Origin of the sequence: Pandoraea nosoerga (assembly GCF_902459585.1) — a bacterium.
Taxonomy (GTDB): domain Bacteria; phylum Pseudomonadota; class Gammaproteobacteria; order Burkholderiales; family Burkholderiaceae; genus Pandoraea; species Pandoraea nosoerga.
Window position 1 is genome coordinate 15,099 of sequence record NZ_CABPSC010000022.1, and the last position, 24,530, is coordinate 39,628.

Genomic DNA, 24,530 nt, shown 5'->3' on the forward strand with positions numbered 1-24,530 from the left:
CTGTGTAACGGCATTATCCGCCATAACTTTAGGCAAGTAACATCCTGTTACCAGTTCAAGTACCCGGGTGATTTCAACGAAGATTTAATGATAGTGAGCGCTTGCTGCGCAGACTCTACAGGGCCACTTCCACTTCCACGTTGCCTCCTTTGCCCGTCCTGACGGTGCCGCTGACGACCTGACCGGCGCGGGTACGCACCTGGACGGGATCGCCCGCGCTGGCGCGCGAGAGCACCTGGCCTTCGGTGCTCACCTCGAAGCCGGAGCCGCGTGAGACCACGCGCACCGTCTGGCCCTGCTGCACGGCAATCGCGCTGCGCAGCAGATCGGAGCGAATCGGCAATCCGGACGTGATGCGGTTGACTGCCACCGTGCCGACGATCTGGCCGGCGTCGGTCGCCACCGTGCGCGGCAGCAATGTGAGATCGCCCTGGCGCGGCGACAGATCGTTCGGCCCGATCGTCTCGCCCGGGTTGATCTGGCGGGCGGCCACGAAATACGTTGCGTTGATGCTCACGCGCGCCTGCAGGTACAGCGTCCACGGACGCTCGCCCGCGCAGCGCACGCCAACGGTCGTCGAGCCCCACAGACGCGCGCCGGGCGGCAGGAACGGTTCGAGCGCGCTGCACGCGGGCATGCGCTCGGAGACGGCGTCGCCCACGGTGATCGTCACGCGGCCCGGCAGGCCGGTCGTCTGCTCACGCAGGAAACGCTCGGCCGTCTGCCGCACGACTTCGGTGTTCTGGAATTGGGAATTGCCTGGGACCGTTGCCTGCGGCGACGGTTGAGGGGCAGGAGCGACCTGAGCGGCAGTGGCCCCCGCATTCGGTTGGGCATTGACGGCGACCGGCCGAACGTTGCCCGGCACGTTCGAAGCGACGCCACCCGCGGCGGCATTGTTGCCGGGAATGACGATGGCCCCGGGCCCGAGCGCGTTGCCCAGGTTCTGCGCGGCAGGATCGGTGGCGATGCCCGCGTTCGGGCTCTGCGTGGCAGCGTGTGCGACACCATCCGCCCCCGCTGTCAGCGGGGCGGCGAACGGGCCGGAGAACAGCGCGGAGAACAGGGCAATGAGCACGGCGGCCCGCAGGCCGGCTCGCGAGCCCGCGCGACGACCACGCCGCGGCGCATGGCGCTCGCGGGCGGCGCTGACGACACGGTCGCCGAAATTACCTGCCATGTTCACTCTCCTTCGCGTGCGGCTCGCGGGGCATTCGTCGCGCACTCACGGTGCACGGGGTGCATTCAGTGCAGCCCGACGCTCGACCCGCCTGGCGCCCCGGACCCCGGCGGCGCGGTGAAGCCGACGGCACCGGGCAGTGTTCCTGTGCCTGGGGGGCGAACGCCGTCCGGCGCCGTCAGGAAGCCATTCTAGAGATGTCCGGCCGGGGGCATGGCCCGAAATGGCGGTCAATCTCGTGCCTATTCATCCGATTGAATCCCGGAGCGCGGGCATACGATGCGAAGCATGCCAAAAGGTCCGTACTTTTTTCGGACCCGGCAGGACATCCCGTCGGCGCGCCATGGCGACGCCCGCTTCCCGGGACGCGACGCCGCGGCCCCGGCGGCCCTGGCGCCAGGGCGCGACGACGGACGGACTTCTTGTGCAACACCTGGCAGCAAGGCAAGCATCGGGCGAGACGAGATCATGGACAAACTGGACGCGGCATTGCGATTTTCCCAGCAGGCGCTGGCCATGCGCGCCTATCGCCAGGAGATCATCTCCTCGAACATCGCCAACGCCGATACGCCGGGCTACAAGGCGCGCGACGTCGATTTCAACAGCGCGCTCACGCAGGCCGTCGAGCGTGGCGCGCAGCAGCAGCTCGCCACCGAGTCGAGCGTCTCGCTCACGCGCACCTCGCCGCGCCACATCGCCGCACGCGGCGCAAGCACGGCGCCCCCGCTGGGTGGGCCCGAGCTGCTCTATCGCGTGCCGTATCAGCAGAGCGTGGACGGCAACACCGTCGAGCTCGACGCCGAGCGGGTGAACTTCGCCGATAACGCCGTGCATTACCAAACGGGCCTCACGGTCCTGTCCAGCCAGATCAAGACGATGCTGGCAGCCATCACGAGTCAAGGGTAAGCGCCATGCCACTGATGAGCATCTTCGACGTCGCCGGTTCGGCCATGACTGCGCAATCGCAGCGCATGAACGTCACGGCCAGCAACCTGGCCAATGCCGAATCCGTTACCGGCCCGGACGGTCAGCCGTACCGCGCCAAGCAGGTCGTGTTTCAGGTCAACCCCGTGGCCGGCGCCGACGTGGGCGGCGTCAAGGTCGCCGGCGTGGTCGACGATCCGTCGCCGCTCAAGACCGTGTACGACCCGAAGAATCCGGCTGCCAACGCCCAGGGCTACGTCACCATGCCCAACGTGAATCCGGTGGAAGAGATGGTCAACATGATCTCCGCTTCCCGCTCCTATCAGGCCAACGTCGAGGCGCTCAACACCGCCAAGACGCTGATGCTCAAAACCCTCACGGTCGGCCAGTAAGGGGCCGCGCGGAGATCCGAATCATGGCAAGTATCAACACGTCGAACGCCGGCAATTTCTCGCAGTCGTTCCTCGACTCGATCAACGGCACGGCCAACAGCTCCAGCTCGAAGTCCTCGGCGGGCAGCGCCGACGACCTGCAAAACAGCTTTCTGAAGTTGCTCGTCGCCCAGATGAACAACCAGGACCCGCTCAACCCGATGGACAACTCGCAGGTCACGTCGCAGCTCGCGCAGATCAGCACGGTCTCGGGCATCACGCAGCTCAACACCACGCTCTCCTCGGTCACCTCGCAGCTCAACTCCACGCAAAGCCTGCAAGCCGCGGCGCTCGTGGGCAAGGGCGTGCTGATTCCGGGCAACGGCATCGGCGTGGGCAGCACGACCGGCACCGACGGCACCGTCACGAAGACCGCCACGCCGTTCGGCTTCGAGCTGCCGAGCGACGCCGACACCGTCACCATCCAGATCAAGGACGCCACGGGCAAGGTGGTGCGCACCGTCAACGCCGGCGCCCTGGATGCCGGCGTGCAGGCACTCACGTGGGACGCCAAGGACGACGCGGGCACCGCCGTGGCCGACGGCAAGTACACGCTGACGGTGACCGCCTCGGCCAACGGCAAGGCCGTGACGCCGACGCTGCTCTCGTATGCACAGGTGCAAAGCGTGGTGGCGAGCACGACCGGCTCGCCGCTGCTCAATGTGGGCACGGGCACGAACGTCAAGCTCGCCGACGTGCGCGAGATCCTGTAAGCGACCCGTTTTCGACGCAAGCCCTTAACCGTTTTCCTCGCGACGCACATCGTCGACAACCGAACTCAGGAGTAACAGCATGGCCTTTTCGACCGGATTGAGCGGCCTGAACGCCGCCTCCAAGGACCTGGACGTCATCGGCAACAACGTTGCCAACGCGGCTACGGTCGGCTTCAAGCAAGGGCAGGCGCAATTCGCCGACATCTACGCCAATTCGCTGTTCGGCGCGGGCAACAACACTGTCGGCATCGGTACGCGCGTGGCGGCCGTGGCGCAGCAGTTCACGCAGGGCGACATCACGGTCACGAATCGTCAGCTCGACCTGGCCATCTCGGGTAACGGCTTTTTCCGGGTGTCGAACAACGGCACCATTGCCTACACGCGCAACGGCCAGTTCTCGCTCGACAAGAACGGCTACATCGTCGACGCCAACGGCGATCACCTGACCGGCTACCTCGCCGGCCCGAACGGCATCATCAACAGCGTCTCGCCGGTCGATCTGCAGATCCCCACGGGCGATCTCGCGCCCACGGCCACCAGCAAGATCACCGGTCAGTTCAACCTCGACTCGCGCAACGCGGTCAACACCACGCCGTTCTCGATCACCGACCCGAATTCGTACACCAACGCCACGTCGCTCAAGGTCTACGACTCGCTGGGCAACGCGCACGACGTGAACCTCTACTTCAAGAAGACGAGCGTCGACGCCACGACCAACAACGCCACGTGGACCGTCTACGCCTCGGTCGACGGCACCACGCTCGTGGGCACCGGCCCGATCGGCACGATGACGTTCAACTCGGCCGGCAGCCTCGTGGCGCAGACGGACTCGACCGGCGCGACCGTGACCGGCCCGATCACGCTGCCCACGATCGCCTACGGCAACGGCGCGTCGAACGCGAACATGACGCTCGACCTGTCGGGCACCACGCAATACGGCAACACCTACACGCCCAACACACTCACGCAGGACGGCTACACCTCGGGCCGCCTGACGGGCTTCACGTTCAACGCCGACGGCACCATCGTGGGCACGTACTCGAACACGAAGTCGATCACGCTGGGGCAGGTGGCGCTGGCCAATTTTAACAACGTGCAGGGTCTGATTCCGCTGGGCAACAACCTGTGGGCCGAATCGGCAGACTCGGGCATTCCCATCGTCGGCGTGCCCGGCGGCACGAACCTCGGCAAGCTGCAGGCCGGCGCCGTGGAAGCGTCGAACGTCGACCTGACCGCAGAACTGGTCCACATGATCACCGCGCAGCGCAACTATCAGGCCAACGCGCAGACGATCAAGACGGAAGACCAGTTGATGCAGACGATGGTCAACCTGTAATCCGGAGCCGCGCATGGGTAACCTGCAGCAGAGGCGTCGATGGACCGTCTGATCTATGTCGCCATGACCGGCGCGAAGCAGGCGATGGAGCAGCAATCGACCACCGCCAACAACCTGGCGAACGTCTCGACGCCCGGTTTTCGCGCCCAGCTCTCGGCGTTTCGCCAGGCGCCGGTGCGCGCCGCCGACGGCACGACCGGCACGCGCACGTTCGTGGCCACTTCCACGCCGGGCACCGACTTCACGCCCGGCGCGATGCAGCAGACGGGCCGCGCACTCGACGTGGCCATCCAGGGGCAGGGCTGGCTCGCCGTGCGCGACGCGCAAGGCCGCGAAGCCTACACCCGCGGCGGCAACCTCGAGATGACGGCCGATGGCCAGATCACGCTGCACGGCCTGCCAGTGATGACCGACGCCGGGCCGGCTGCCGTGCCGCCGGGCGCGTCCGTGACCATCGGCACCGACGGCACGATCTCCGCGCTGGGACAGGGCGATCCGCCCAACTCCATCGCGGTCATGGGGCAACTGAAGCTCGTCAACCCGCCCGAAGCGAATCTGGTGCGCGGCGACGACGGCCTGTTTCGCACCGCCAACAACGTGCCGGCGCAGGTCGATCCGAACGTGGTGGTCGTTGCCGGCTCGATCGAGAACAGCAACGTCAATCCGGTGAGCGGTCTGGTGAACATGATTTCGCAGTCGCGGGCCTTTGAGATGCAGATGAAGATGCTCTCGACGGCCGATACCAACGAACAAACCGCCAACCAGTTGCTGAACTTCAGCTGATGGCCTCGCGAGACGCCAGCGCGCGCTCGCTACCGTACACGGGGAGTCAAATCAAATGATCCGTTCGCTCTACATCGCCGCCACGGGCATGAACGCCCAGCAGACGAACATGGACGTGATTTCCAACAACCTCGCCAACACCAGCACGAACGGCTTCAAGAAGGGCCGTGCGGTGTTCGAGGATCTGCTGTACCAGACCCTGCGCCAGCCGGGCGCGCAGTCGTCGCAGCAAACGCTGCTGCCCTCCGGCCTGCAGCTGGGCACCGGCGTGCGTCCGGCCGCCACCGAGCGCATCTTCACGCAGGGCAACCTCACGTCGACCAACAACGCGAAGGACGTGGCCATCAACGGCGACGGTTTCTTCCAGGTGCTCATGCCGGACGGCACGACCGCCTACACGCGCGACGGCTCGTTCCAGGTCGACAACAACGGCCAGCTCGTGACCGCTTCGGGCTACCCGATTCAGCCGGCCATCACGATTCCGGCCAACGCGCTCTCGCTCACCATCGCGCGCGACGGTACGGTCTCGGTCACGCAACCGGGCAACACGGCCAACGTGCAGATCGGCACGTTCCAGCTCGCCACCTTCATCAACAACGCCGGGCTGCAGAGCCTGGGCGAGAACCTGTACGCCGAAACCGCGGCTTCGGGCGCGCCGAACGTGGCGCAGCCGGGCACCAACGGCGCGGGCGTGCTCAACCAGAACTACGTCGAAACGTCGAACGTGAACGTGGTGGAAGAGCTGGTGAACATGATCCAGGCGCAGCGCGCCTATGAAATCAACTCGAAGGCGGTGACGGCATCCGACCAGATGCTGCAGCGCCTGACGCAGATGTAAGCAGCGGCTCGCCGCTGATCGCTTCAGGAAATGCCGACCATGTCCGCAAAGATCGTCATCCCACGCAGCAGCGCAGGCCAGTCGCGGTATCTTGCGCTCGCCGCCGCCGTCGCGTTGGGCGCTCTGGCGGGCTGCGCCTACGTGCCGCAGGAACCGGTGGTGCAGGGCCCGACCACCACGCGTCCGCCGCCCCCGCCGGTGGCGGCCGACCCGGAGGGCTCGATCTATCGACCGCTGTACTCGAACCGCCCGCTCTTCGAAGACCGGCGCCCGCGCAACGTAGGCGACATTCTCACCATCGTCATCAACGAGAACACGGCGGCGAGCAAGAATTCCGCAGCCAACACGAACCGCTCGAGCAGCGGCTCGCTCACGCTCAACCAGATGCCCGGGGTGGTCGGCGGCGTGTTCAACAACCAGAGCCTGAACGCGAGCGGCGGCAACAAGTTCGACGCCAAGGGCGCGGCCAACGCCAACAACGTGTTCTCGGGCCAGATCACGGTGACGGTCATGGACGTGCTGCCCAACGGCAATCTGGCGGTGGCCGGCGAGAAGCAGATCGCCATCAACCAGGGCACCGAGTACATCAAGTTCTCGGGCATCGTGAGCCCGCAGACGATTTCGGGCTCGAACACCGTGCCCTCGACGCAGGTGGCCGATGCGCGCATCGAATACCGCGGCAAGGGCTACATCAACGAAGCCGAGACCATGGGCTGGCTGCAGCGCTTCTTCCTCAACGTGTCGCCTTTCTGATGCCCTTGTGATGTCGAACATGCCGTACCCGTCGCGCCGCGCGCTTCGCCTCCGTCTCCCTGCTCGCCCCGGCTGCCTTCGCCGTTGGGCGGGCGCCGTGCGCTCGCTCGCCGTGGCGGCAGCCGCCGGTGCCGCGCTGCTGGCAATGCCGGGCGCGGCGCACGCCGAACGCCTGAAGGAGCTCGCGTCGATTCAGGGCGTGCGCGACAACCAGCTGATCGGCTACGGCCTGGTGGCCGGTCTGGACAACTCGGGCGACCAGACCACGCAGACGCCGTTTACCGTGCAGAGCATGACCAACATGCTCTCGCAGCTCGGCATCACCGTCGCGCCAGGCACGAACATGCAGTTGAAGAACGTGGCCGCGGTCATGGTGACGGCCACACTGCCCGCATTTGCGCGTCCCGGCCAGGCCATCGACGTGGTGGTCTCCTCGATGGGCAACGCCAAGAGCCTGCGCGGCGGCACGCTGCTCATGACGCCGCTCAAGGGGCCGGACGGTCAGGTCTACGCGCTCGCGCAGGGCAACCTGCTCGTGGGCGGCGCCGGCGCGTCGGCCAACGGCTCGAGCGTGACGGTCAACCAGCTCGCTTCGGGCCGCATTCCGGCCGGGGCCATCGTCGAGCGCGCCGTGCCGACCGCCATGGGCGGCCAGCCGGGCACCGTGCAGATGGAGCTGAACGTGACCGATTTCTCGACCGCGCAGCGCGTGGTCGACGCCGTGAACCGTCGCTTCGGCTACAGCACCGCGCAGGCGCTCGACGGCCGCGTGATCCTGCTGCGCACGCCGACCGATCCGTCCTCGCGCGTGCAGTTCCTCGCGCAGCTCGAGAGCCTGGAAGTGCGACCCGACAACACGGCCGCGCGCGTGATCATCAACGCGCGCACCGGTTCGGTCGTGATGAATCAGAACGTGACGATCCAGCAATGCGCGGTGGCGCATGGCAACCTGTCGGTCGTCATCGACACGCAGAACAACGTGAGCCAGCCGGCGCCGTTCTCGGGCGGTCAGACCGTGGTGGCGCCGAATTCGCAGATCTCCGTCCAACAGGAGAACAACGCGCTCAAGCTCGTCAAGGCGGGCGCGAACCTCGCCGACGTCGTCAAGGCGCTGAACTCGCTCGGTGCGAGCCCGGCGGACCTGATGTCGATTCTGCAGGCCATGAAGGCCTCGGGCGCCCTGCGCGCCGACCTGGAGATCATCTGATATGGCCGACGGCTCCCGACTCACCGGCGCAGGCAAGTCCCTTCCCGACCTGACGCAGCGCGCGACCTACGACATGCAGGGTCTCACCGCCCTGCGTGCGGCTGCCCATCAGCAGACGCCGCAGGCCACGCAGCAGGCGGCCAGGCAGTTCGAGGCCGTCTTCACGCAGATGATGATGAAGAGCATGCGCGAGGCCACGATGTCGGGCGGCCTGCTCGGCAGCGATCAGGAAAAGATGTTCAACGGCATGCTCGACGACCAGCTCGCCCAGCAGCTCGCGTCGAACAAGGGCATCGGCCTGGCCGATCTGATGCTCAGGCAGCTCGCGAAGACCGGCACCACGTTGCCGCCGGCCGCCATGGGCCGTCAGCAGCCGCTGCAGGGCCGCGCCTACAACGCCGCAGACGGCATCGGCATTGCCGAGGGCGCACCGGCGGCTGCCGGCGAGTTCGTCGAGCGCATGGCCGCGGCCGCGCAGAACGCGAGCGCCAGCAGCGGCATTCCGGCGCGGTTCATGCTGAGTCAGGCGGCGCTGGAGTCCGGCTGGGGCAAGCGCGAGATCCGGCGCAGCGACGGCAGCACGAGTTTCAACGTCTTCGGCATCAAGGCGGGCAAGAGCTGGACGGGCCCGACGGTCGAGGTCGCCACGACCGAGTACGTCAACGGCCAGCCGCGCAAGGTGATGGCCAGGTTCCGCGCCTATCGTTCTTACGACGAGGCGTTCGCCGACTACGCCAGCCTGATTTCGAACAACCCGCGCTACGCGTCGGTCGTGGCGGGCGCCAACGACGCCGCGAGCTTCGCGACCAACCTGCAGCGCGCCGGTTACGCGACCGATCCGCACTACGCCAGCAAGCTCATGAAGATCATGAAGCACTTCGCCTGACGGACGGACGGACCGACGGGCGGCAGGCGCGCCCCACGAGCTCCCCACGATCGCCCCATGAGCGCAGAAGGGGCGCACGGCAATGCCCGGCAAGGGGTGGCAGGGGTGGCAGGGGTCGGCAAGGGGCTGCGATGGCCGGCCGCCGGCATGGAAAACGGGACGAAATCATGCGGCGACGGCCTCAATATTGGCGCCGGGCTGCCGTAAACACATCGGTAACGGTGCGAAGCCCAGGGCTCGGGACACAGAGCCGCGGCGCGCGCCCCCAACTCAAGCCGCGAGATCATGAGCCTAATCAACATTGGCATGAGCGGGCTGAACGCTTCCCAGTTCGCCCTCAATACCACCGGCAACAACATCTCCAATTCGGGGACGGCCGGCTACAACCGTCAAGTTGTCAACTACGCCCAGCAGAACAGCCAGTTCACGGGCATGGGCTACCTCGGCCAGGGCGTGCTGGTGACCGACGTGTCGCGCGTGTACGACCAGTTCCTGTCGAACCAGGTCAACCAGGCGCAAACCCAGTTCAGCCAGCTCAACACCTACTACCAGCAGATCTCGCAGATCAACAACGCGCTGGGCAGCTCGACGACCGGCCTGCCGGCGTCGATGTCGACGTTCTTCACGAATCTGCAGAACATCGTCTCGGGACAGGCCAACTCGGCCACGCGCGCGACGGTCATCTCGTCGGCGCAGACGCTCACGAGCATGTTCCAGTCGCTCTCGGGGCAGATCGCCTCGCTGCGCTCGAGCATCAACGGCACGCTCGCCCAGTCGACCGACCAGATCAACACCTACGCCAAGCAGATCGCCGCGCTCAACGACGCGATCCAGCAGGCGCAGGCCAACGGCATCAACGCCACGCCGAACGATCTGCTCGACCAGCGCGACCAGGCCGTGGCCAACCTGAACGCGCTCGTGCAGACGAACGTGGTCAAGGACAGCAACGGCGCGTACAACGTGTTCATCGGCAACGGGCAATCGCTGGTGATGGGCAACTCGGCCTACCAGCTCACCACGGTGGCGTCGACGAGCGACCCGTCGCAGATGACGCTCGCCTACGTGACGCCGAGCGGCACCAAGGTGCCGATTCCCGAGTCGTCGATCACCGGCGGTTCGGTGGCCGGTCTGCTGTCGTTCCGCAGCGGCGCGCTCACGCAGGCGCAAAACACGCTCGGCCAGATCGCGCTGTCGCTGGCCGGCACGTTCAACGCGCAGAACCAATTGGGCCTCGACCTGTATGGTCAGCCGGGCGGCGACTTCTTCACCGTGCCGAGCCCGACCATCGTCGCCAACACGAACAACTCGAACGCCGCCACGCTCAACGCGAGCATTACCGACGCGTCGAAGGTCACCGCGAGCGACTACACGGTGTCGTATGACGGCACGAACTACACGCTCACGCGTGTGACGGACGGCGCGACCTGGACGGCCGGCGCACCCGCCACGCCGGGCGCGCCGCTCGCGTTCACCGACACCAGCGGCAACGCATTTGCCGACGGCTTCAGCGTGACGGCCGGCGGCCTCGTGGCCGGCGACAGCTTCACGATCCAGCCCACGCGCAACGCGGCGCAGAACATCGGCGTGGCAATCACCGACCCGGGCAAGATCGCCCTGGCCGCGCCCATCCTGGCCTCGACGCCGTCGACCAACACCGGCTCGCTCAAGACCGATCAGGGCAGCGTGGACGCGAACTACCTGTCGAACGTGCTGACGGCGCCGGTCTCGTTCACGTTCAGCAAGGACGCGACCACGGGCGCGCTCACGCTCGTCGCGCCCTCGCCGATGACGGTGACGGTCAACGGCGTGACGACCACGTATGCCGCGGGCGACACGGTGCCGTATGACGCGACCTACGGCGCGAAGATCACCATGAACGGCATGACGGTGAATCTGAGCGGCACGCCCGGCAATGGCGACAAGGTCACCATCAGCCCGAACACGACGGGGGCGGTCACCGACAACCGCAACGGTCTGGCGCTCGCCGGGCTGCAGAACGACAAGACGCGCGTGGGCGGCAAGGAGAGCTACGCGTCGGCTTACGCGAGCCTCGTCTCCTACGTCGGTTCGACCACGAACACGTACAAGGCCACCAGCGCCGCGCAGCAGACGCTGCTCACGCAGGCGCAGACGGCCCAGTCGTCCAATTCCGGCGTGAACCTCGACGAAGAGGCCGCCAACCTGATCAAGTATCAGCAGCTGTATCAGGCCAACTCGAAGGTGATCCAGACGGCGTCGCAGCTGTTCGACACCATCCTTCAGATGGTCAACTAAGCAGGGGTCGAACGATGCGCATCAGCACCAACATGATTTTCGAGCAGGGCACGCAGGCGATGAGCCGCAACACGTCCGACATGCTCAACGCCCAGGCGCAGCTCTCGTCCGGCAAGCGCGTGACCACGCCCAGCGACGACCCGGTGGCCGCGGCACAGGCGGTGGCCGTGTCGCAGGACAAGGACATGAACTCGCAGTACGCGACGAACCGCAAGTCCGCCATGACCCAGCTGCAGCTCGAGGATTCGACCTTCGGCAGCGTCATCGCCAACCTGCAGCACATCATGTCGCAGGTGGTGAGTGCGGGCAACGCCACGCTGAGCGACAACGACCGCACGACGATCGCCACCGACCTCCAGTCGAGCTTCCAGCAACTGCTCTCGCTCGCCAACACCACGGACGCGAACGGCCAGTACCTGTTCTCCGGCTTCCTGGGCGGTTCGGCGGCTTATGTGGCCTCGCCCACCGGGGCGAGCTACGCCGGAGACACCGGTATTCGCAACGTGCAGGTCGGGGCGAACCGCGTGATCCCGGTCAACGACATCGGCTCGAGCATTTTCGAGGGGCTGCAGCCGGCCACCGCCGGCACGCTCATCAGCGGCAACGCCGCCAACACGGGCACCGCCACGTACACGACCGTTTCGACGACCGACGTGACCGACCCGGCGGCGAACCACCAGTTCCAGATCAGCTTTGCGATCGACAACACGACCACGCCGCCCACGACGAACTACACCATCAAGGACCTGACCGACACCACGGCCACGGACGTGACGGGCGTGTACACGTCGGGCCAGCCGATCTCGTTCGCAGGCAAGACGGTCACGTTCACGGGTGTGCCGGCCACGGGCGACAACTACACGGTGCAGCCGGCCACGCAGGGCAGCACGAACGTGTTCGACAACCTGCAGTCGCTCATCAACACGCTCAAGACGCCGTATGGCCTGCAGGGCCCGAGCGGGCAGGCGAACCTGAGCAACGCGCTGACCACGTTCAACCAGATGTTCAGCAATACCTACGACAACGTGACCACGATACGAACGACCATCGGCTCGCGGATGAACGAGCTGACGTCGCTCGACAACATCGGCAGCGGGGCCGACCTGTCGTATCAGTCGCAGCTGAGCGACCTGCTGGATGTCGACCTCATCGGCACGGCCAGCAAGTTCGCGCAACTGCAGGCCTCGCTGCAAGCCTCGCAGCAGAGCTTCATCCAGACGCAGAAGCTGTCGCTGTTCAACTACCTGTGACCGGTTGCCGCGCTCAGGCCTTCGGCACGAAGGCCGCCGTGGCGCGGATCATCATGTCGATGCCGATCGAGATGAAGTGGTCCATGACCGGCGCGATGCGCGGCATCATCAGTTCGAGCACGACGAGACCCACGCCGAGCGTGAGCGGGAAGCCCACGGCAAAGATGTTGAGCTGTGGCGCGGCGCGGTTCAGGATGCCGAGCGCCAGATTGCAGATGAGCAGCGCGGCGACCAGCGGCAGCGACAGCATGAGCGCCAGCGTGAAGAGCTGCGTGCCGAGCATGGCGAGGTAGTGCCAGCCGGCCACCGAGATCGGCGTGCCCGAGACGGGCAGCACCGTGAAACTCTGCACCAGCGTGGCGAACATCACGAGATGGCCGTTGGTGGCGAGAAAGACGAGCATGGCGACCACGTTGAGCAGCATGCCGAGCACGGCCGTGCTGCCGTCGCTGTTGGGGTTGAGCAGCGTGGCGAAGGACAGGCCCATTTGCAGGCCGACGAAGTCGCCCGCCATGCTGATCGCCGAGAACACGATCTGCATGCACCAGCCCAGCGCCGCGCCGATCATGACCTGCTGCGCGAGCACCCACAGACCCTCCCAGGAGAACGGCGAGACGGCCGGCATGGGCCCGAGCACCGGCGCGAGCGCGAGGGTGACCACGCCCGCGAGGCCGATCTTCACCGTGGCGGGCACGGCGGCGTTGCCGAAGAGCGGTGCGCTCATCGACAGCGCCAGCAGACGCGCGAACGGAAACAGGAACGCCGCGATGACGCCCGAGAGCTGTTCGTAGGTAAAGCTGATCAACGGGCGCGCGGCTTACCCGACGAGGCCGGGAATGCCGGTGAGCAGCTGGCGCATGTAATCGACCATGAGGTTGAGCATCCACGGGCCGGCGATCACCAGCGTGACGAACACGGCGAGCAGCTTGGGGATGAACGACAGCGTCATTTCGTTGATCTGCGTGGCGGCCTGGAAGAGACTCACGAGCAGGCCGGAGACGAGGGCGACGAGCAGCAGCGGCGCGGCCAGCAGCAAAGTGACCTGCATTGCCTGGTGGGCGAGCGCCATGACGGTTTCGGGAGTCATCTCGCGTTCCTCGTCGCTACATCGTGAAGCTCTGGGCGAGCGAGCCCAGCAGCAGTTGCCAGCCGTCGACCACCACGAAGAGCATCAGCTTGAACGGCAGCGACACCGTCGAGGGCGAGACCATCATCATGCCCATCGACATCAGCACGCTCGCGACCACCAGATCGATGATCAGGAACGGGATGAAGATCGTGAAGCCGATCTGGAACGCGGTCTTGAGCTCGCTCGTCGCGAAGGCGGGCACGAGAATGCGCATCGGCACGTCCTCGGGGCCGTTCATCGGCGGCGTCCTGGCGAGCTTGGCGAAGAGGGCGAGGTCGGCCTCGCGCGTCTGCCTGAGCATGAACGCGTGAAACGGCTTGGCACCCGTGTCGACGGCCTGCTCGAAGCTGATCTTGTTGGCGGCGAACGGCTGGTAGGCGTCGGTGTAGGCCTTGTCGAACACCGGCGACATCACGAAGAACGTCAGGAACAGCGCCAGGCCAATCAGGATCTGGTTCGGCGGCGAGGTCGTCACGCCGATGGCATGGCGCAGCAGCGAGAGCACGATGATGATGCGCGTGAACGCCGTCATCATCAGCAGGATCGCCGGCAGGAAGCCGAGCGACGTGAGCAGCAGCATCGTCTGCACGGACAGCGAGTACGTCTGTCCGCCGCCCGGGGCGGGCGTCGTCGTGAGCGCCGGCAACGTGGCCTGCGCGAGTGCCGCGCCCGGCAGGGCGATGCCGGCAACGACCAGTCCGAGCGCCAGTCCCGGCATCCACCCGGCCCGCAGCAAGCCGCGTGACATCAGGAATCCTTTTTCATCGAATCGCGCAACTTTTGCGCAAAAGCCTGCGCGGCGCGGTTGGCCTGAGCGCCGACCGGAGCGGCCGGCGCGGGGGCGGGCAGGTCGGCAACGCGCTCGGCGTCGATCACGTGCAGGCTGCGCACCTGTCCCGGCGCGACGCCGAGCACCACCCAGTCGCCGGCCACTTCGACCACGACGACGCGCTCGCGCTGGCCGACGGCGGCGCTGCCCACGATGCGCACGTTGCCGCTGCCCATCGGGCGCTGCAAGCCGAAGCGCTTGGCAAGCCACGCGAGCCCGAAGAGAAGGGCGAGCACCAGTACGAGACCGAGGCCGGTCTGCACGATGCCGGCGCCGCCGAGACTCGGCACGGCGGCGGCCTGCGAGGCGGTGCCCTGGGCGTGGGCGGTGCACAGGGTCGTCAGGCCGAGGGCGGCGGCTGCCACGGCGCGCCCGACGGGCGCGCCGCGGACTTTCGTTGCAATCATCGGTTGAGCTTACGGATGCGTTCGGATGGCGTGATGATATCAGTCAGGCGAATGCCGAACTTGTCATTGACGACCACCACTTCGCCCTGCGCGATGAGGCAGCCGTTGACCAGCACGTCCATCGGCTCGCCGGCCATGCCGTCGAGCTCGACGACCGAGCCCTGCGCGAGTTGCAGCAGGTTCTTGATGGCGATCTTGGTGCGGCCGAGCTCCACGGTCATCTGGACCGGGATGTCGAGAATCAGGTCGATGTCGTTGTGCGTGGCGCCCGGCGGATTGCCGGCGCTCGCCGAGAGCGGCTGGAACACCGGGGCGGGCGCCGGCTGCGGGGCCGCCGCGGGCGCCGATTCGGCGGCCGTCTGCTCCGCCATGGCGCTGGCCCACTCGTCCGCCATGGCCTGGGCGTCGTCACCGGGCGTTTGAGGGGTATCGCTCATCACTCGTTGTCCTTCGTGTAATCGCTGTGCGAATGGTTGATCATCTGGTTCACGCGCAGCGCGTATTGACCATTGAAGACGCCGTAATTGCAGAGCATCACGGGCACGCCGTCGACCTTGGCCTCGAGCACCTCGGGCACGTCGAGCGGAATCACGTCGCCCACGCGCATGTTGAGCAGCTGCGAGAGCGTCATGTCGACCTGCGCGAGGTTGGTCACGATTTCCACGTCGGCGGCCTGCACCTGCTGCGAGAGCAGGCGCACCCAGCGCTTGTCGACTTCGAGCGTCTCGCCCTGGAGCGGACTCGAGAGCTGGTCGCGCAACGGCTCGATCATCGAGTACGGCATGCAGATGTGGAATTCACCGCCCACCGAGCCGAACTCGATGTCGAACGTCGTGGTGACCACCACCTCGTTGGGCGTGGCCACGTTGGCGAACTGCGTGTGCATTTCGGCGCGCACGTATTCGAATTCCACCGGATGCACCGGCTTCCAGGACGCGCCGTAGTTCTCGAACACCAGATCGAGCAGGCGCGCGATGATGCGCTGCTCGGTCTGCGTGAAGTCGCGCCCTTCGACGCGCGTATGGAACCGGCCGTCGCCGCCGAACAGGTTGTCCACCACCAGGAAGACGAGGTTCGGATCGAACACGAACAGCGCCGTGCCGCGCAGCGGCTTGATGTGGACCAGGTTGAGGTTGGTGGGGACCGGCAGGTTGCGGATGAATTCGCTGTACTTCTGCACACGCACCGGGCTGACCGAGATTTCGGCGCTGCGGCGCATGAAGTTGAACAGCGCAATGCGGAACAGGCGCGAGAAACGGTCGTTGATGATCTCGAGCGTGGGCATGCGCCCGCGCACGATGCGTTCTTGCGTCGCGATGTTGTAGGGCCTGATGCCGGAATGATCTTCCGTATCGGACCGGTCATCCTGTTCGCCGGTGACGCCCTTCAGAAGGGCGTCGACTTCTTCCTGCGACAGGAACTCCTCATGCGCCATGAATCACTCACTGAATTACAAACGCGGTGAACAGCACTTCGCCCACGGCCTGCTGCGGCATGTTGGCCGCGAACGGCTGCGCGATCAACGTGCGGATCTCGCTCGCCAGACGGCGCTTGCCGTCGATCGTGGCCAGATCCTGCGGCTGCTTGGACGAGAGCAGGAGCAACACGCGGCTGCGCACTTCGGGCATGTGCTGCGTGATGCGGGCTTGCGTCTCGGCATCCGCGACCTTGAGCGAGAGGCCGATGTGCAGATAACGCTCGCCGTCTTCGCCCGACAGGTTCACCGTGAACGGATCCATGCCGACGAATACGGGCGGCGGCGGTGGCGGCGGGGCTTTCGCCGCTTCGCTGCGGCCGGTGAGCAGATACACGGCCGTGGCCGCGCCTGCAGCCGCCATGAGCGCCACCGCAACGATCAACAGAATCCATTTGCGCACACCCCCTCCGGAGGGAGCAGCGGCTTGCGTCGGTGCGGGATTTGCCATGTATTCGCCTGCTATTGGGTAGTGATTGTCGGCCACTCCGGCTAGGGGTGATCGACCGAAAAGAAGGGACAATCGCGTCTAACTCGCGTCTTTGTCTTAACGGCAGGAAAAACCGCCGGCTTTAGGTCTGCGCCTTCCAGACCGATGGGACGAGCTCGGGGCAGCGAGCGTGCGCGGATCCATTCATGGGCGCCCTGCCGGTCGGGTGCGGCGCGGGCGCGGCCGGCCCTTATTGGACCCTGTGCTTGGCCTTCATTGGCCCTCATTGGTCCTCATTTGGCCCCATTGGACGTCATCGGCCGGACAGGCGTCGGACGATCAGGCGAACGTGTCGACGAGGCCGTTGCCCGCGCGCACCGGCACGCTCACGGCCGTGGCGAGCGGCGTGTCGTTGCCGGAATCGAAGTCCGCGGTCGTGCCGCGGGCGCTGCCATTGCCGTTGCCATTGCCGCCGCCGTTGCCGCCCGCACCCTGCTGCGCAAACGTCTGCTGCTGCGAGCTGTCGGCGCTCACCGAGGCGTTACCCAGCGCGATGCCGTTGTTGGCCAGGTTTTCACGCAGTTGCGGGAGCGCGGCCTGTACGGCGTCGCGCACCGCGGCGTGCTGCGAGACGAACATCGCCTGGGCCGAGTCGTTCGCCACGTTCAGCACCACGTGCAGCGGGCCGAGGTCGGGCGGGTTCAGGCTCAATTGCGCCGTTTGCGTGTGGGCCGAGGAAAGCCACACGACTTGCTGCGAGAGCTGGTTGTTCCAGTCCTGCGTGCCGACGCGCGCACTCAGCGCGAGGGCCGCCGGCAAGTTGGCCTGGGCCTGCAGTTGCGGTGGCGCGCTGAGCGTGGCGGTGGCCGTCTGTGCCGCCTGCGCGGCGGCCTGCGAGGCGGCACTGGCGGCAGCCGCGGCTTGCGTGGCAGCGTCGCGGTTGCCCTGTGCCTGCTGCGCCATCGCGTCGGCCACGCGCGACGCCTGTGCGTCGGCGCTCACCGGGGCGGTTGCGGCCGCCCTCGCGTCCGTTGCCGCGGTTTGTGCGCCGGCGGCGGCCTGCGAGGCCGTGGCGTTCTTCGCGAGCGCGTCGAGCGACAGGCCCGGCCCGGTCGTATTCGAGGCCGCCGGCGTCACAGTCCCATGGACCGGCGCCTTGGCATCGGCCGTGGGGGGGGCCGCGGTCTTGGCGTCGGCGGCTCCGCCTGCCGGCGGCTGCCCCGTCAACTGGGCCGCACCACTGGCTTGCAGGGCGCCGTCCACGGCGGCTGCGATGGCCGCGCCCGCGCCGGACTTGCCGTGCGCGGCGCTCGCTGCTGCCTGCGCGCTGGCGCTCGCGTCAGCCGGCGCCGGTGTTTGCGGCGCGAGCGGCGCGCCATTCATCGCGGCCAGTGCGACGGCGAGCGCTGCCGCGGCATCGCCCGATGCGGCGCTCTGGACGTCGTCGCTGTCGTCGCCGCTGTTGTCGTCCTTGCCGCCGTTGGCTGTGTTCGCCTTCGACGGCTGCGATGGCGGGTTCGACACGCTCGTCTGCCCGGCCTGCGCCGTCTGGCTCGCCGGGCTGCCGGCCGCGGCGCCGTCCGTCGAGCGGGCACCGCCCGACGACGCATCCGTCCGCCCGGCCGGGGCGTTCGTCGCCGCGCCGCTGCTCACGGCGGGGGCCGGCGTCGGCACGCTCCGGGTCTGCTGCGACAAGACGGTCGAGAACGGCAGTGCGTTGCCGTCGTCGCTGCTCGACGCGCCGGCGCGGCCGGCCTTCACGGCCTGCATGGCGGCACTTGCGGAGTCGGTCAGGAAGCTCAGAATCGACATGTCGGGCTCCTACGGTCCTTCAAATCTGGGATTCGGCACGGCGGCGCAGGCTGCGCGCGGCGTACTCGTCGTTTTCCTTCTGCTCGCGACGCGCCACGCGCAGGGCGGTGCGCGCCTGCTCGCGCGAGGCGAGCGTGCCGAACGAGTTCAGGCGGCGCTGTTGCGCCTGCCACTCGCGGCGTGCGGCAATGAGACGCTCCTCGGCCTGCTCGAGCAGCATGGCCTGCTGCCCGATGGCGGCGTCGAGCGTATCGATGAATTGCTGGAAGTTGCGCCAGTCGCAGCCTGCCATGCCCTGGATCGTTGCCGCCTGCATGCGCGTGCGGTACTCGTGGCGGTACTGACGCAACGCTTCGAGCTGGCGCTCGACTTCCGCGCGCTGGGTCTGGCGCTCGCCGAGCAGGCGCGCGGCCTCGTCGACGTCCTTCTGCGCGAGTTCGATGAGCAACTTGAGGGGCAGGGTGGAGTTCATGGCCGCCTCCGGTCAGTGGAACAGTCCGCGCATCTGCTGCACGGCGTCCTGATAGCTGGCCCGCTCGCGCATTCCCTGCTGCAGGAAGCTTTCGAGACGGGGGTAGAGTTCGATGGCCTGATCGAGCATCGGGTCGCTGCCCGGCGCGTAGGCGCCCACGTTGATGAGGTCGCGGTTGCGCTGGTAGCGCGAGAGCATCTGCTTGAAGCGGCGCACGCTGTCGAACTGGTTGTCGTCGATGAGCGCGGCCATGGCCCGGCTGATCGATTGCTCGATGTCGATGGCCGGGTAATGTCCGGATTCCGCCAACTGACGCGAGAGCACGATGTGGCCGTCGAGAATGGCGCGCGCCGAATCGGCGATCGGGTCCTGCTGATCGTCGCCTTCGGTGAGCACCGTGTAGAACGCGGTGATCGAGCCGCCGCCGTCCGGACCGTTGCCGGCACGCTCGACCAGCGCGGGGAGCTTGGCGAAGACCGAAGGCGGGTAACCCTTGGTGGCCGGCGGCTCGCCGATCGCGAGCGCGATCTCGCGCTGGGCCATCGCGTAGCGCGTGAGCGAGTCCATGATCAGCAGCACGTCCTTGCCCTGATCGCGAAAGTATTCGGCGAGCGTGGTGGCGTAGGCGGCGCCCTGCAGGCGCAGCAACGGTGAAACGTCGGCCGGGGCGGCCACCACGACCGAGCGCGACAGACCGTCCGGTCCGAGAATGTTCTCGATGAAGTCCTTCACTTCGCGGCCGCGCTCGCCAATGAGTCCGACCACGATCACTTCGGCCTGCGTGAAGCGCGCCATCATGCCCAGCAGCACGCTCTTGCCCACGCCCGAGCCGGCGAAAAGCCCCATGCGCTGGCCGCGTCCGACCGTCAGCAGCGCGTTAATGGCGCGCACGCCGACGTCGAGCACCGATTCGATGGGCGCGCGTCCCAGCGGGTTGATCGGCACGGACGCGAGCGACGCACTGTCCGTCAGCCCGAGCGGGCCGAAGTCGTCGAGCGGACGGCCGGCGGCGTCGACCACGCGGCCGAGCAGCGCCTCGCCCACGGGCAGGCGCTTGCCGTTGTGACGCTGGCTCGGCAGCGGACCGTCGGCGGCCGGCTCCAGGGGGAATACGCGCGCGCCCGGCAGCAGGCCGGCGACTTCCGTTTGCGGCATCAGGAAGAGACGGTCGCCGCCGAAGCCGACGACTTCCGCTTCTGCCGTGGCGGGTTCGCGCGAGGCGTCGTGCACCGGCAGCTCGATCAGGCAGCCCGCACCGACCGGCAGCCGCAGGCCGACCGCTTCGAGCACGAGCCCGGCGGCGCGCGTCAGGCGGCCGCAGCGGCGCGTCGACTCGACGGCATGCACGTGCGGCAGGCGCTCGCGCAACGTGTTCTGCCAGCGGCGCAGGTGCGCGTCGCGTGCAATCTCCCGGGCGTCGAGCGCGTGTACCGCCGCTTTGGGCGCGGCGGCGCAGGCGCGTGCCGCCACGTCCTCGTCCATGGCGGCGCCCGCTGTCGCGGCCTCGGCGCGGGGGGCGGAGGCCGGCTCGTGAGGTTCGTGATCCTCGGGCTGCAACGCGCCGGCCTGGGCTGCCGTATCGATCTCGTCCCACAGGCGGACGGACGGTGCCGCGTCGTCGTTCGCCTGAACAGGGGCGTGCGACGGCGGCGGCGCGTCGCCATGCGCGCCGGCCGTGCCGGAGAGCACCGGCGCGTGGGCCGAGAGGGGGGTGAGTTCGGGGCTCACCACGGCAAATCCTTGCCCAGGGCGGCCATGACGCGCTGCCAGCGCGTCGCGACGGTGGCGTCCACCTCGCCGCTCGCCGCTTCGGCTTTGCAGCCACCGCGCTCGATGCCCGGATCGGCGCGCACGGTCCAGCCGGCCGCCTGCAGCTCCGCACCGACGTGGGCCTCGACGAGCGCCACGTCCTCCGGATTGAGGAGCAGGCGCGGCGAGCCGGTGAGCGGATCGTTGGCGAGCAACTCGCGCACGATGGGCAGCAGCGTTTCAGGGTGGATGGTGAGCGTCTGGCGCAGCGCCTGACGTGCGATGTCGAGCGCCAGGCCGAGCAACGGCTCGGCGACTTCGCGATCGATGGCGTTCACGGCATTGCCGAAACCATGAGCAATGTCGGCGAGCTGCGCCGCGCGGGTCTGCACTTCGTGCTGACCGGCGGCCTGTCCGGCGGCATAGCCTTCGGCGTGGCCGGCCGCGTAGCCCTGGGCGTGGCCTTCGGCGCGCGCCTGTTCGCGCCAGGCGGCGATCTGTTCGACGAGCGCCGGGTCGTCGAGCGGGCTGGGCGGCGCGGGTTGCGGTGGCGGCGGTGGGGGCGGCGGGTCGAACGACGCCATCTCCCAGCGTTGCCAGGCGGACAGGCGTTCCTTCGGGATGATGGTCGACATGCGCGTGAGCCCCGTCCGGTTACACGTAAGCGTCGTCGCCGCGGCCGCCGATCACGATGGCGCCCTGGTCGGCGAGGCGCCGCACCACCTGCAGCACCTTTTTCTGTTCGGCTTCGACTTCCGAGACCCGCACCGGGCCGCGCGACTCGAGGTCTTCGCGCAGCAGTTCGGCGGCGCGCGCCGACATGTTCTTGAAGAACTTCTCGCGCAGCTCGGCGGGCGCGCCCTTGAGCGCGATGATGAGCGACTCGGACTCGATTTCCTTGAGCAGCACCTGAATGCTGCGGTCTTCCACGTCGAGCAGGTTCTCGAACACGAACATCTCCTCGACGATCTTCGCCGCGAGGTCCGAGTCGTAGTTGCGCACGGCTTCGATGACCGACTCTTCGTGCACGCCGCCCAGGTAGTTGAGAATCTCCGCGGCCGTGCGCACGCCGCCCATCGGGCTGCGCTTGATGTTCTCGCTGCCCGAGAGCAGCTTGGTGAGCACGTCGTTGAGCTCGCGCAGCGCGGCCGGCTGAATGCCGTCGAGCGTGGCGATGCGCAGCACCACGTCGTTGCGCAGGCGCTCGGTGAAGAGCGCGAGCACTTCCGAGGCCTGATCGCGGTCGAGGTGCACCAGGATCGTCGCGATGATCTGCGGATGCTCGTGGCGGATCAGTTCCGCCACGGCGTTCGAGTCCATCCACTTCAGACCCTCGATGCCGCTGGTGTCGCCGCCTTGCAGAATGCGCTCGATGAGACCCGCGGCCTTGTCGCTGCCGAGCGCCTTGTTGAGCACCGAGCGGATGTATTCGGACGAATCGAGCGAGAGCGCGGAATGCTGCTCGGCCTCGAGCACGAAGTCCTGCAGCACGTCGGCGATCTGGTCGCGCGAGACCTGGCGCAGCGAGGCCATGGCCGCGCCGAGCTTCTGCACTTCCCGCGGGGCGAGGTACTTGAAGACCTCCGCCGCTTCGTCTTCACCCAGCGACATCAGCAAAATGGCGCTGCGTTGGAGTCCCTCAGCCGCGCTCATCGCCGCCACCCACCCATGATTTGACTACCGTTGCCACGATCTTCGGATCCTGTCGCGCGACTTGGCGCGCGTACTGCAAGTTACGTTCGTAGGCGCTCAGTTCGCCCTTCTTGCCCGACTCGCCGTCGGCGCCTTCGCCCTCGGCGTCCTGCGCGCCGTCCGCACCCGCGGCGCCGGCGAGCGTCGGCTCTGCCGGCGGCGGCGGGCTCAAGTGCTTGCGGATCGCCGGGCGGATCACGCCGAACCACAGATAGAGGCCGATGAGCGAGATCAGCACCCACTTGCCGACCTGCTTGGCCAGTTCGATGTTCTGGCGCTGGCGCCACCACGGCAGGTTCGCCTCCGGGTCTTCCTCGACCGTGAACGGACTGTTGACCACGTTGAGCGTGTCGCCGCGCTGGCCCGAGAAGCCGATTGCCTCCTTCGCCAGGTTCTGGATCTGGTCGAGCTGCGCCTGCGTGAGCGCGACCATCGCGGGCTTGCCCTTCGCGTCGGTGCCCGGGCGATAGTTCACGACGATGGCCGCCGACAGGCGCTTGAGGCCGCCCGTGGCTTGCTGCACGTGGCGAATCGTGCGGTCGACTTCGTAGTTGACCGTCGTGTCCCTGCGGTCGCTGCGCGGGCCTTGCGGGGCGCTCGCCGCGCTCGCCGGGTTGGCGCCGTTCTGCGCGAACTGTTGCGGCGGCTGCGTGATCGGTGCGCTCGCCTGCCCTGGGGGCTGGTTCGACAGCGCGCCCGGCACACCACCCGGCGGCGTGATACCGATCTGCGAGGCTTCGCTGCTTTGCTGGCTGCGCACCGCCTGCTCGCCCGCGTTCGGCTTGTAGTTCTCCGAGGTCTGCTCGACCTGGTTGAAGTCGACGTCCGCCGTGACCTGCGCATGCACGTTGCCCGGGCCGACGATCGGGTTCAGGATCGATTCGATGCGGCGGGCGTAGGACTGCTCGAGCTCGCGCACGTACTTGAGCTGGCTGGCGTCCAGACCCAGCCCCTTGCCGCTCTGCGCGGAGAGCAGGTTGCCGTTCTGGTCGAGGATCGTGACGTTCTTGACCGGCAGCTCCGGCACGCTCGAGGCGACCATGTGCACGATGGCGCTCACCTGGGCGTCGTCGAGCACGCGGCCAGGGTAGAGCGTGACGAGCACCGAGGCGCTCGGCTTTTGCTGCTCGCGCACGAAGACGGACGGCTTGGGGATCGCCAGATGCACGCGCGCGGCCTGCACGGCGGACAGCGACTCGACCGAGCGTGCGAGTTCGCCTTCGAGAGCCCGCTGGTAATTGACCTGCTCGGCGAACTGGCTGATGCCGAACTTCTGGTTGTCCATCAGTTCGAAGCCGACCAGACCGCCCTTGGGCAGGCCCTGGGACGCGAGGCGCAGCCGGACGTCATGCACCTGCTCGGCCGGCACCAGAATGGCCCCGCCGCCCTCGGCGAACTTGTAGGGCACGTTCATCTGCTGCAGCGACGTGATGATGGCGCCGCCGTCGCGGTCGCTCAGGTTGCTGTACAGCACCTTGTAGTCCGGCGCACGGCTCCACAGGAAGACGGCGATCAGCAATGCGACGATCGCCGCACCGCCGATGAGCAGCGGCAGGCGCTCGCGTGAGCGCAACTGCGCGAGCAGGGGCGGCTTGGCGGCGACGTCCGCCGTCTGGGTGGCGGCGTTCATGCGCGGCCCCACGCCAGTGGCGTCAACATTACGTTCATCGCGGTGGAAGTGCTCACTAACATGCGACAGGATTCTCCGGGTACGCTTGGCAAGGCGCTCACGTGTGCGGGGACAAGGAACGGAAAGGTCCGACTCACGGTGCGCACGATGCCGATGGTCCTGATTATTCGACGCCGAATATGGAATCGTTTTGAGGATTAGGCGGGTGTTTTGCCGCTAATTAGGGTATTGGGGGCTTGCCGGCAGGTGGTAAGCTCCGACGTGACTGATAAAAGGCAAACCGGTGCGAGCGGCTCGGCGTCGCGCGTGGCCGGGTTCCGTTGAGGACGAG

At 67.3% G+C, this 24,530-nt stretch carries 25 protein-coding genes; 11 read left to right on the forward strand and 14 right to left on the reverse strand.

The window, feature by feature from the left end:
- Positions 1-115: 115 nt before the first annotated feature.
- The gene (gene flgA, locus PNO31109_RS20755) at positions 116-1,180 is read right to left on the reverse strand and encodes a flagellar basal body P-ring formation chaperone FlgA (RefSeq protein ID WP_150557340.1); all 1,065 of its coding nucleotides are present in this window, start codon (positions 1,178-1,180) and stop codon (positions 116-118) included.
- A 465-nt stretch (positions 1,181-1,645) separates the two neighbouring features.
- Here flgA and flgB point away from each other — a divergent pair, with 465 nt between their 5' ends.
- The 11 genes from flgB (at position 1,646) to flgL (ending at position 12,575) form a co-directional block, all read left to right on the forward strand.
- Positions 1,646-2,086, forward strand: coding sequence for a flagellar basal body rod protein FlgB (gene flgB / locus PNO31109_RS20760; RefSeq protein ID WP_150557382.1), 441 nt, complete (start codon positions 1,646-1,648; stop codon positions 2,084-2,086).
- Between the two features lie 5 nt (positions 2,087-2,091).
- Entirely contained in the window at positions 2,092-2,496 is a 405-nt protein-coding gene (gene flgC / locus PNO31109_RS20765; RefSeq protein ID WP_023598365.1) for a flagellar basal body rod protein FlgC, read from the forward strand.
- 23 nt (positions 2,497-2,519) lie between these two features.
- Positions 2,520-3,248, forward strand: a complete 729-nt coding sequence (gene flgD / locus PNO31109_RS20770; protein WP_150557341.1) for a flagellar hook assembly protein FlgD — start codon at positions 2,520-2,522, stop codon at positions 3,246-3,248.
- Positions 3,249-3,327: 79 nt separating this feature from the next.
- Positions 3,328-4,584, forward strand: coding sequence for a flagellar hook protein FlgE (flgE, locus tag PNO31109_RS20775; RefSeq protein WP_150557342.1), 1,257 nt, complete (start codon positions 3,328-3,330; stop codon positions 4,582-4,584).
- Between the two features lie 39 nt (positions 4,585-4,623).
- Entirely contained in the window at positions 4,624-5,367 is a 744-nt protein-coding gene (locus PNO31109_RS20780) for a flagellar basal body rod protein FlgF (RefSeq protein ID WP_150557343.1), read from the forward strand.
- Positions 5,368-5,422: 55 nt separating this feature from the next.
- The gene (flgG, locus tag PNO31109_RS20785) at positions 5,423-6,205 is read left to right on the forward strand and encodes a flagellar basal-body rod protein FlgG (protein WP_150557344.1); all 783 of its coding nucleotides are present in this window, start codon (positions 5,423-5,425) and stop codon (positions 6,203-6,205) included.
- Positions 6,206-6,244: 39 nt separating this feature from the next.
- Complete coding sequence (locus tag PNO31109_RS20790) at positions 6,245-6,958, forward strand: flagellar basal body L-ring protein FlgH (protein WP_150557345.1); 714 nt, start codon at positions 6,245-6,247, stop codon at positions 6,956-6,958.
- Positions 6,959-6,968: 10 nt separating this feature from the next.
- The gene (locus PNO31109_RS20795) at positions 6,969-8,165 is read left to right on the forward strand and encodes a flagellar basal body P-ring protein FlgI (protein WP_277396639.1); all 1,197 of its coding nucleotides are present in this window, start codon (positions 6,969-6,971) and stop codon (positions 8,163-8,165) included.
- 1 nt (position 8,166) lies between these two features.
- Positions 8,167-9,051, forward strand: a complete 885-nt coding sequence (flgJ, locus tag PNO31109_RS20800; RefSeq protein ID WP_150557347.1) for a flagellar assembly peptidoglycan hydrolase FlgJ — start codon at positions 8,167-8,169, stop codon at positions 9,049-9,051.
- Between the two features lie 285 nt (positions 9,052-9,336).
- Complete coding sequence (gene flgK / locus PNO31109_RS20805; RefSeq protein ID WP_150557348.1) at positions 9,337-11,325, forward strand: flagellar hook-associated protein FlgK; 1,989 nt, start codon at positions 9,337-9,339, stop codon at positions 11,323-11,325.
- A 14-nt stretch (positions 11,326-11,339) separates the two neighbouring features.
- On the forward strand, positions 11,340-12,575 hold the full coding sequence (gene flgL, locus PNO31109_RS20810) for a flagellar hook-associated protein FlgL (protein ID WP_150557349.1): 1,236 nt from the start codon (positions 11,340-11,342) through the stop codon (positions 12,573-12,575).
- Between the two features lie 13 nt (positions 12,576-12,588).
- Here the strand turns inward: flgL and fliR are convergent, their stop codons facing one another.
- From fliR to fliF, 13 genes are all read right to left on the reverse strand, one after another.
- Complete coding sequence (fliR, locus tag PNO31109_RS20815; RefSeq protein WP_150557350.1) at positions 12,589-13,380, reverse strand: flagellar biosynthetic protein FliR; 792 nt, start codon at positions 13,378-13,380, stop codon at positions 12,589-12,591.
- A 12-nt stretch (positions 13,381-13,392) separates the two neighbouring features.
- The gene (gene fliQ / locus PNO31109_RS20820; protein WP_010807718.1) at positions 13,393-13,662 is read right to left on the reverse strand and encodes a flagellar biosynthesis protein FliQ; all 270 of its coding nucleotides are present in this window, start codon (positions 13,660-13,662) and stop codon (positions 13,393-13,395) included.
- Between the two features lie 16 nt (positions 13,663-13,678).
- Positions 13,679-14,452, reverse strand: coding sequence for a flagellar type III secretion system pore protein FliP (gene fliP, locus PNO31109_RS20825; protein ID WP_370750493.1), 774 nt, complete (start codon positions 14,450-14,452; stop codon positions 13,679-13,681).
- Positions 14,452-14,940 (reverse strand): flagellar biosynthetic protein FliO, encoded by a 489-nt coding sequence (gene fliO / locus PNO31109_RS20830; protein ID WP_150557351.1) that lies wholly within the window; start codon positions 14,938-14,940, stop codon positions 14,452-14,454. Before fliO ends, fliP begins: the two co-directional genes overlap by 1 nt.
- On the reverse strand, positions 14,937-15,377 hold the full coding sequence (gene fliN / locus PNO31109_RS20835) for a flagellar motor switch protein FliN (protein WP_150557352.1): 441 nt from the start codon (positions 15,375-15,377) through the stop codon (positions 14,937-14,939). Before fliN ends, fliO begins: the two co-directional genes overlap by 4 nt.
- Positions 15,377-16,375, reverse strand: a complete 999-nt coding sequence (fliM, locus tag PNO31109_RS20840) for a flagellar motor switch protein FliM (RefSeq protein ID WP_150557353.1) — start codon at positions 16,373-16,375, stop codon at positions 15,377-15,379. The genes fliN and fliM overlap by 1 nt, the downstream gene beginning before the upstream one ends.
- A gap of 7 nt (positions 16,376-16,382) precedes the next feature.
- A complete protein-coding gene (gene fliL / locus PNO31109_RS20845; RefSeq protein ID WP_150557354.1) occupies positions 16,383-16,865 on the reverse strand; it encodes a flagellar basal body-associated protein FliL in 483 nt (160 codons plus the stop codon).
- Between the two features lie 318 nt (positions 16,866-17,183).
- Positions 17,184-18,656 carry a flagellar hook-length control protein FliK gene (locus tag PNO31109_RS20850; RefSeq protein WP_150557355.1) on the reverse strand — a complete coding sequence of 491 codons (1,473 nt, stop codon included), beginning with the start codon at positions 18,654-18,656 and terminating at the stop codon, positions 17,184-17,186.
- A 19-nt stretch (positions 18,657-18,675) separates the two neighbouring features.
- Positions 18,676-19,128 carry a flagellar export protein FliJ gene (gene fliJ / locus PNO31109_RS20855; protein WP_150557356.1) on the reverse strand — a complete coding sequence of 151 codons (453 nt, stop codon included), beginning with the start codon at positions 19,126-19,128 and terminating at the stop codon, positions 18,676-18,678.
- Between the two features lie 12 nt (positions 19,129-19,140).
- Complete coding sequence (fliI, locus tag PNO31109_RS20860) at positions 19,141-20,610, reverse strand: flagellar protein export ATPase FliI (protein ID WP_241013791.1); 1,470 nt, start codon at positions 20,608-20,610, stop codon at positions 19,141-19,143.
- A gap of 242 nt (positions 20,611-20,852) precedes the next feature.
- The gene (gene fliH / locus PNO31109_RS20865) at positions 20,853-21,512 is read right to left on the reverse strand and encodes a flagellar assembly protein FliH (RefSeq protein ID WP_150557357.1); all 660 of its coding nucleotides are present in this window, start codon (positions 21,510-21,512) and stop codon (positions 20,853-20,855) included.
- Positions 21,513-21,531: 19 nt separating this feature from the next.
- Positions 21,532-22,530, reverse strand: a complete 999-nt coding sequence (gene fliG / locus PNO31109_RS20870) for a flagellar motor switch protein FliG (protein WP_150557358.1) — start codon at positions 22,528-22,530, stop codon at positions 21,532-21,534.
- Positions 22,517-24,199 (reverse strand): flagellar basal-body MS-ring/collar protein FliF, encoded by a 1,683-nt coding sequence (gene fliF, locus PNO31109_RS20875; RefSeq protein WP_150557359.1) that lies wholly within the window; start codon positions 24,197-24,199, stop codon positions 22,517-22,519. Before fliF ends, fliG begins: the two co-directional genes overlap by 14 nt.
- Positions 24,200-24,530: the final 331 nt, after the last annotated feature.

What these genes read in the sequence shown, in the direction of transcription:
- fliJ (WP_150557356.1), bottom strand. Translation starts at nt 19,128, where the DNA reads ATGAACTCCACCCTGCCCCTCAAGTTGCTCATCGAACTCGCGCAGAAG.
- flgK (WP_150557348.1), top strand. Translation starts at nt 9,337, where the DNA reads ATGAGCCTAATCAACATTGGCATGAGCGGGCTGAACGCTTCCCAGTTC.
- flgD (WP_150557341.1), top strand. Translation starts at nt 2,520, where the DNA reads ATGGCAAGTATCAACACGTCGAACGCCGGCAATTTCTCGCAGTCGTTC.
- flgG (WP_150557344.1), top strand. Translation starts at nt 5,423, where the DNA reads ATGATCCGTTCGCTCTACATCGCCGCCACGGGCATGAACGCCCAGCAG.
- flgJ (WP_150557347.1), top strand. Translation starts at nt 8,167, where the DNA reads ATGGCCGACGGCTCCCGACTCACCGGCGCAGGCAAGTCCCTTCCCGAC.
- fliQ (WP_010807718.1), bottom strand. Translation starts at nt 13,662, where the DNA reads ATGACTCCCGAAACCGTCATGGCGCTCGCCCACCAGGCAATGCAGGTC.
- flgL (WP_150557349.1), top strand. Translation starts at nt 11,340, where the DNA reads ATGCGCATCAGCACCAACATGATTTTCGAGCAGGGCACGCAGGCGATG.
- fliP (WP_370750493.1), bottom strand. Translation starts at nt 14,452, where the DNA reads ATGTCACGCGGCTTGCTGCGGGCCGGGTGGATGCCGGGACTGGCGCTC.
- fliN (WP_150557352.1), bottom strand. Translation starts at nt 15,377, where the DNA reads ATGAGCGATACCCCTCAAACGCCCGGTGACGACGCCCAGGCCATGGCG.
- fliF (WP_150557359.1), bottom strand. Translation starts at nt 24,199, where the DNA reads ATGAACGCCGCCACCCAGACGGCGGACGTCGCCGCCAAGCCGCCCCTG.
- flgE (WP_150557342.1), top strand. Translation starts at nt 3,328, where the DNA reads ATGGCCTTTTCGACCGGATTGAGCGGCCTGAACGCCGCCTCCAAGGAC.
- fliL (WP_150557354.1), bottom strand. Translation starts at nt 16,865, where the DNA reads ATGGCAAATCCCGCACCGACGCAAGCCGCTGCTCCCTCCGGAGGGGGT.
- PNO31109_RS20850 (WP_150557355.1), bottom strand. Translation starts at nt 18,656, where the DNA reads ATGTCGATTCTGAGCTTCCTGACCGACTCCGCAAGTGCCGCCATGCAG.
- fliO (WP_150557351.1), bottom strand. Translation starts at nt 14,940, where the DNA reads ATGATTGCAACGAAAGTCCGCGGCGCGCCCGTCGGGCGCGCCGTGGCA.
- fliG (WP_150557358.1), bottom strand. Translation starts at nt 22,530, where the DNA reads ATGAGCGCGGCTGAGGGACTCCAACGCAGCGCCATTTTGCTGATGTCG.
- fliM (WP_150557353.1), bottom strand. Translation starts at nt 16,375, where the DNA reads ATGGCGCATGAGGAGTTCCTGTCGCAGGAAGAAGTCGACGCCCTTCTG.
- fliI (WP_241013791.1), bottom strand. Translation starts at nt 20,610, where the DNA reads ATGGACGAGGACGTGGCGGCACGCGCCTGCGCCGCCGCGCCCAAAGCG.
- PNO31109_RS20790 (WP_150557345.1), top strand. Translation starts at nt 6,245, where the DNA reads ATGTCCGCAAAGATCGTCATCCCACGCAGCAGCGCAGGCCAGTCGCGG.
- flgA (WP_150557340.1), bottom strand. Translation starts at nt 1,180, where the DNA reads ATGGCAGGTAATTTCGGCGACCGTGTCGTCAGCGCCGCCCGCGAGCGC.
- flgC (WP_023598365.1), top strand. Translation starts at nt 2,092, where the DNA reads ATGCCACTGATGAGCATCTTCGACGTCGCCGGTTCGGCCATGACTGCG.
- PNO31109_RS20780 (WP_150557343.1), top strand. Translation starts at nt 4,624, where the DNA reads ATGGACCGTCTGATCTATGTCGCCATGACCGGCGCGAAGCAGGCGATG.
- fliH (WP_150557357.1), bottom strand. Translation starts at nt 21,512, where the DNA reads ATGTCGACCATCATCCCGAAGGAACGCCTGTCCGCCTGGCAACGCTGG.
- PNO31109_RS20795 (WP_277396639.1), top strand. Translation starts at nt 6,969, where the DNA reads ATGTCGAACATGCCGTACCCGTCGCGCCGCGCGCTTCGCCTCCGTCTC.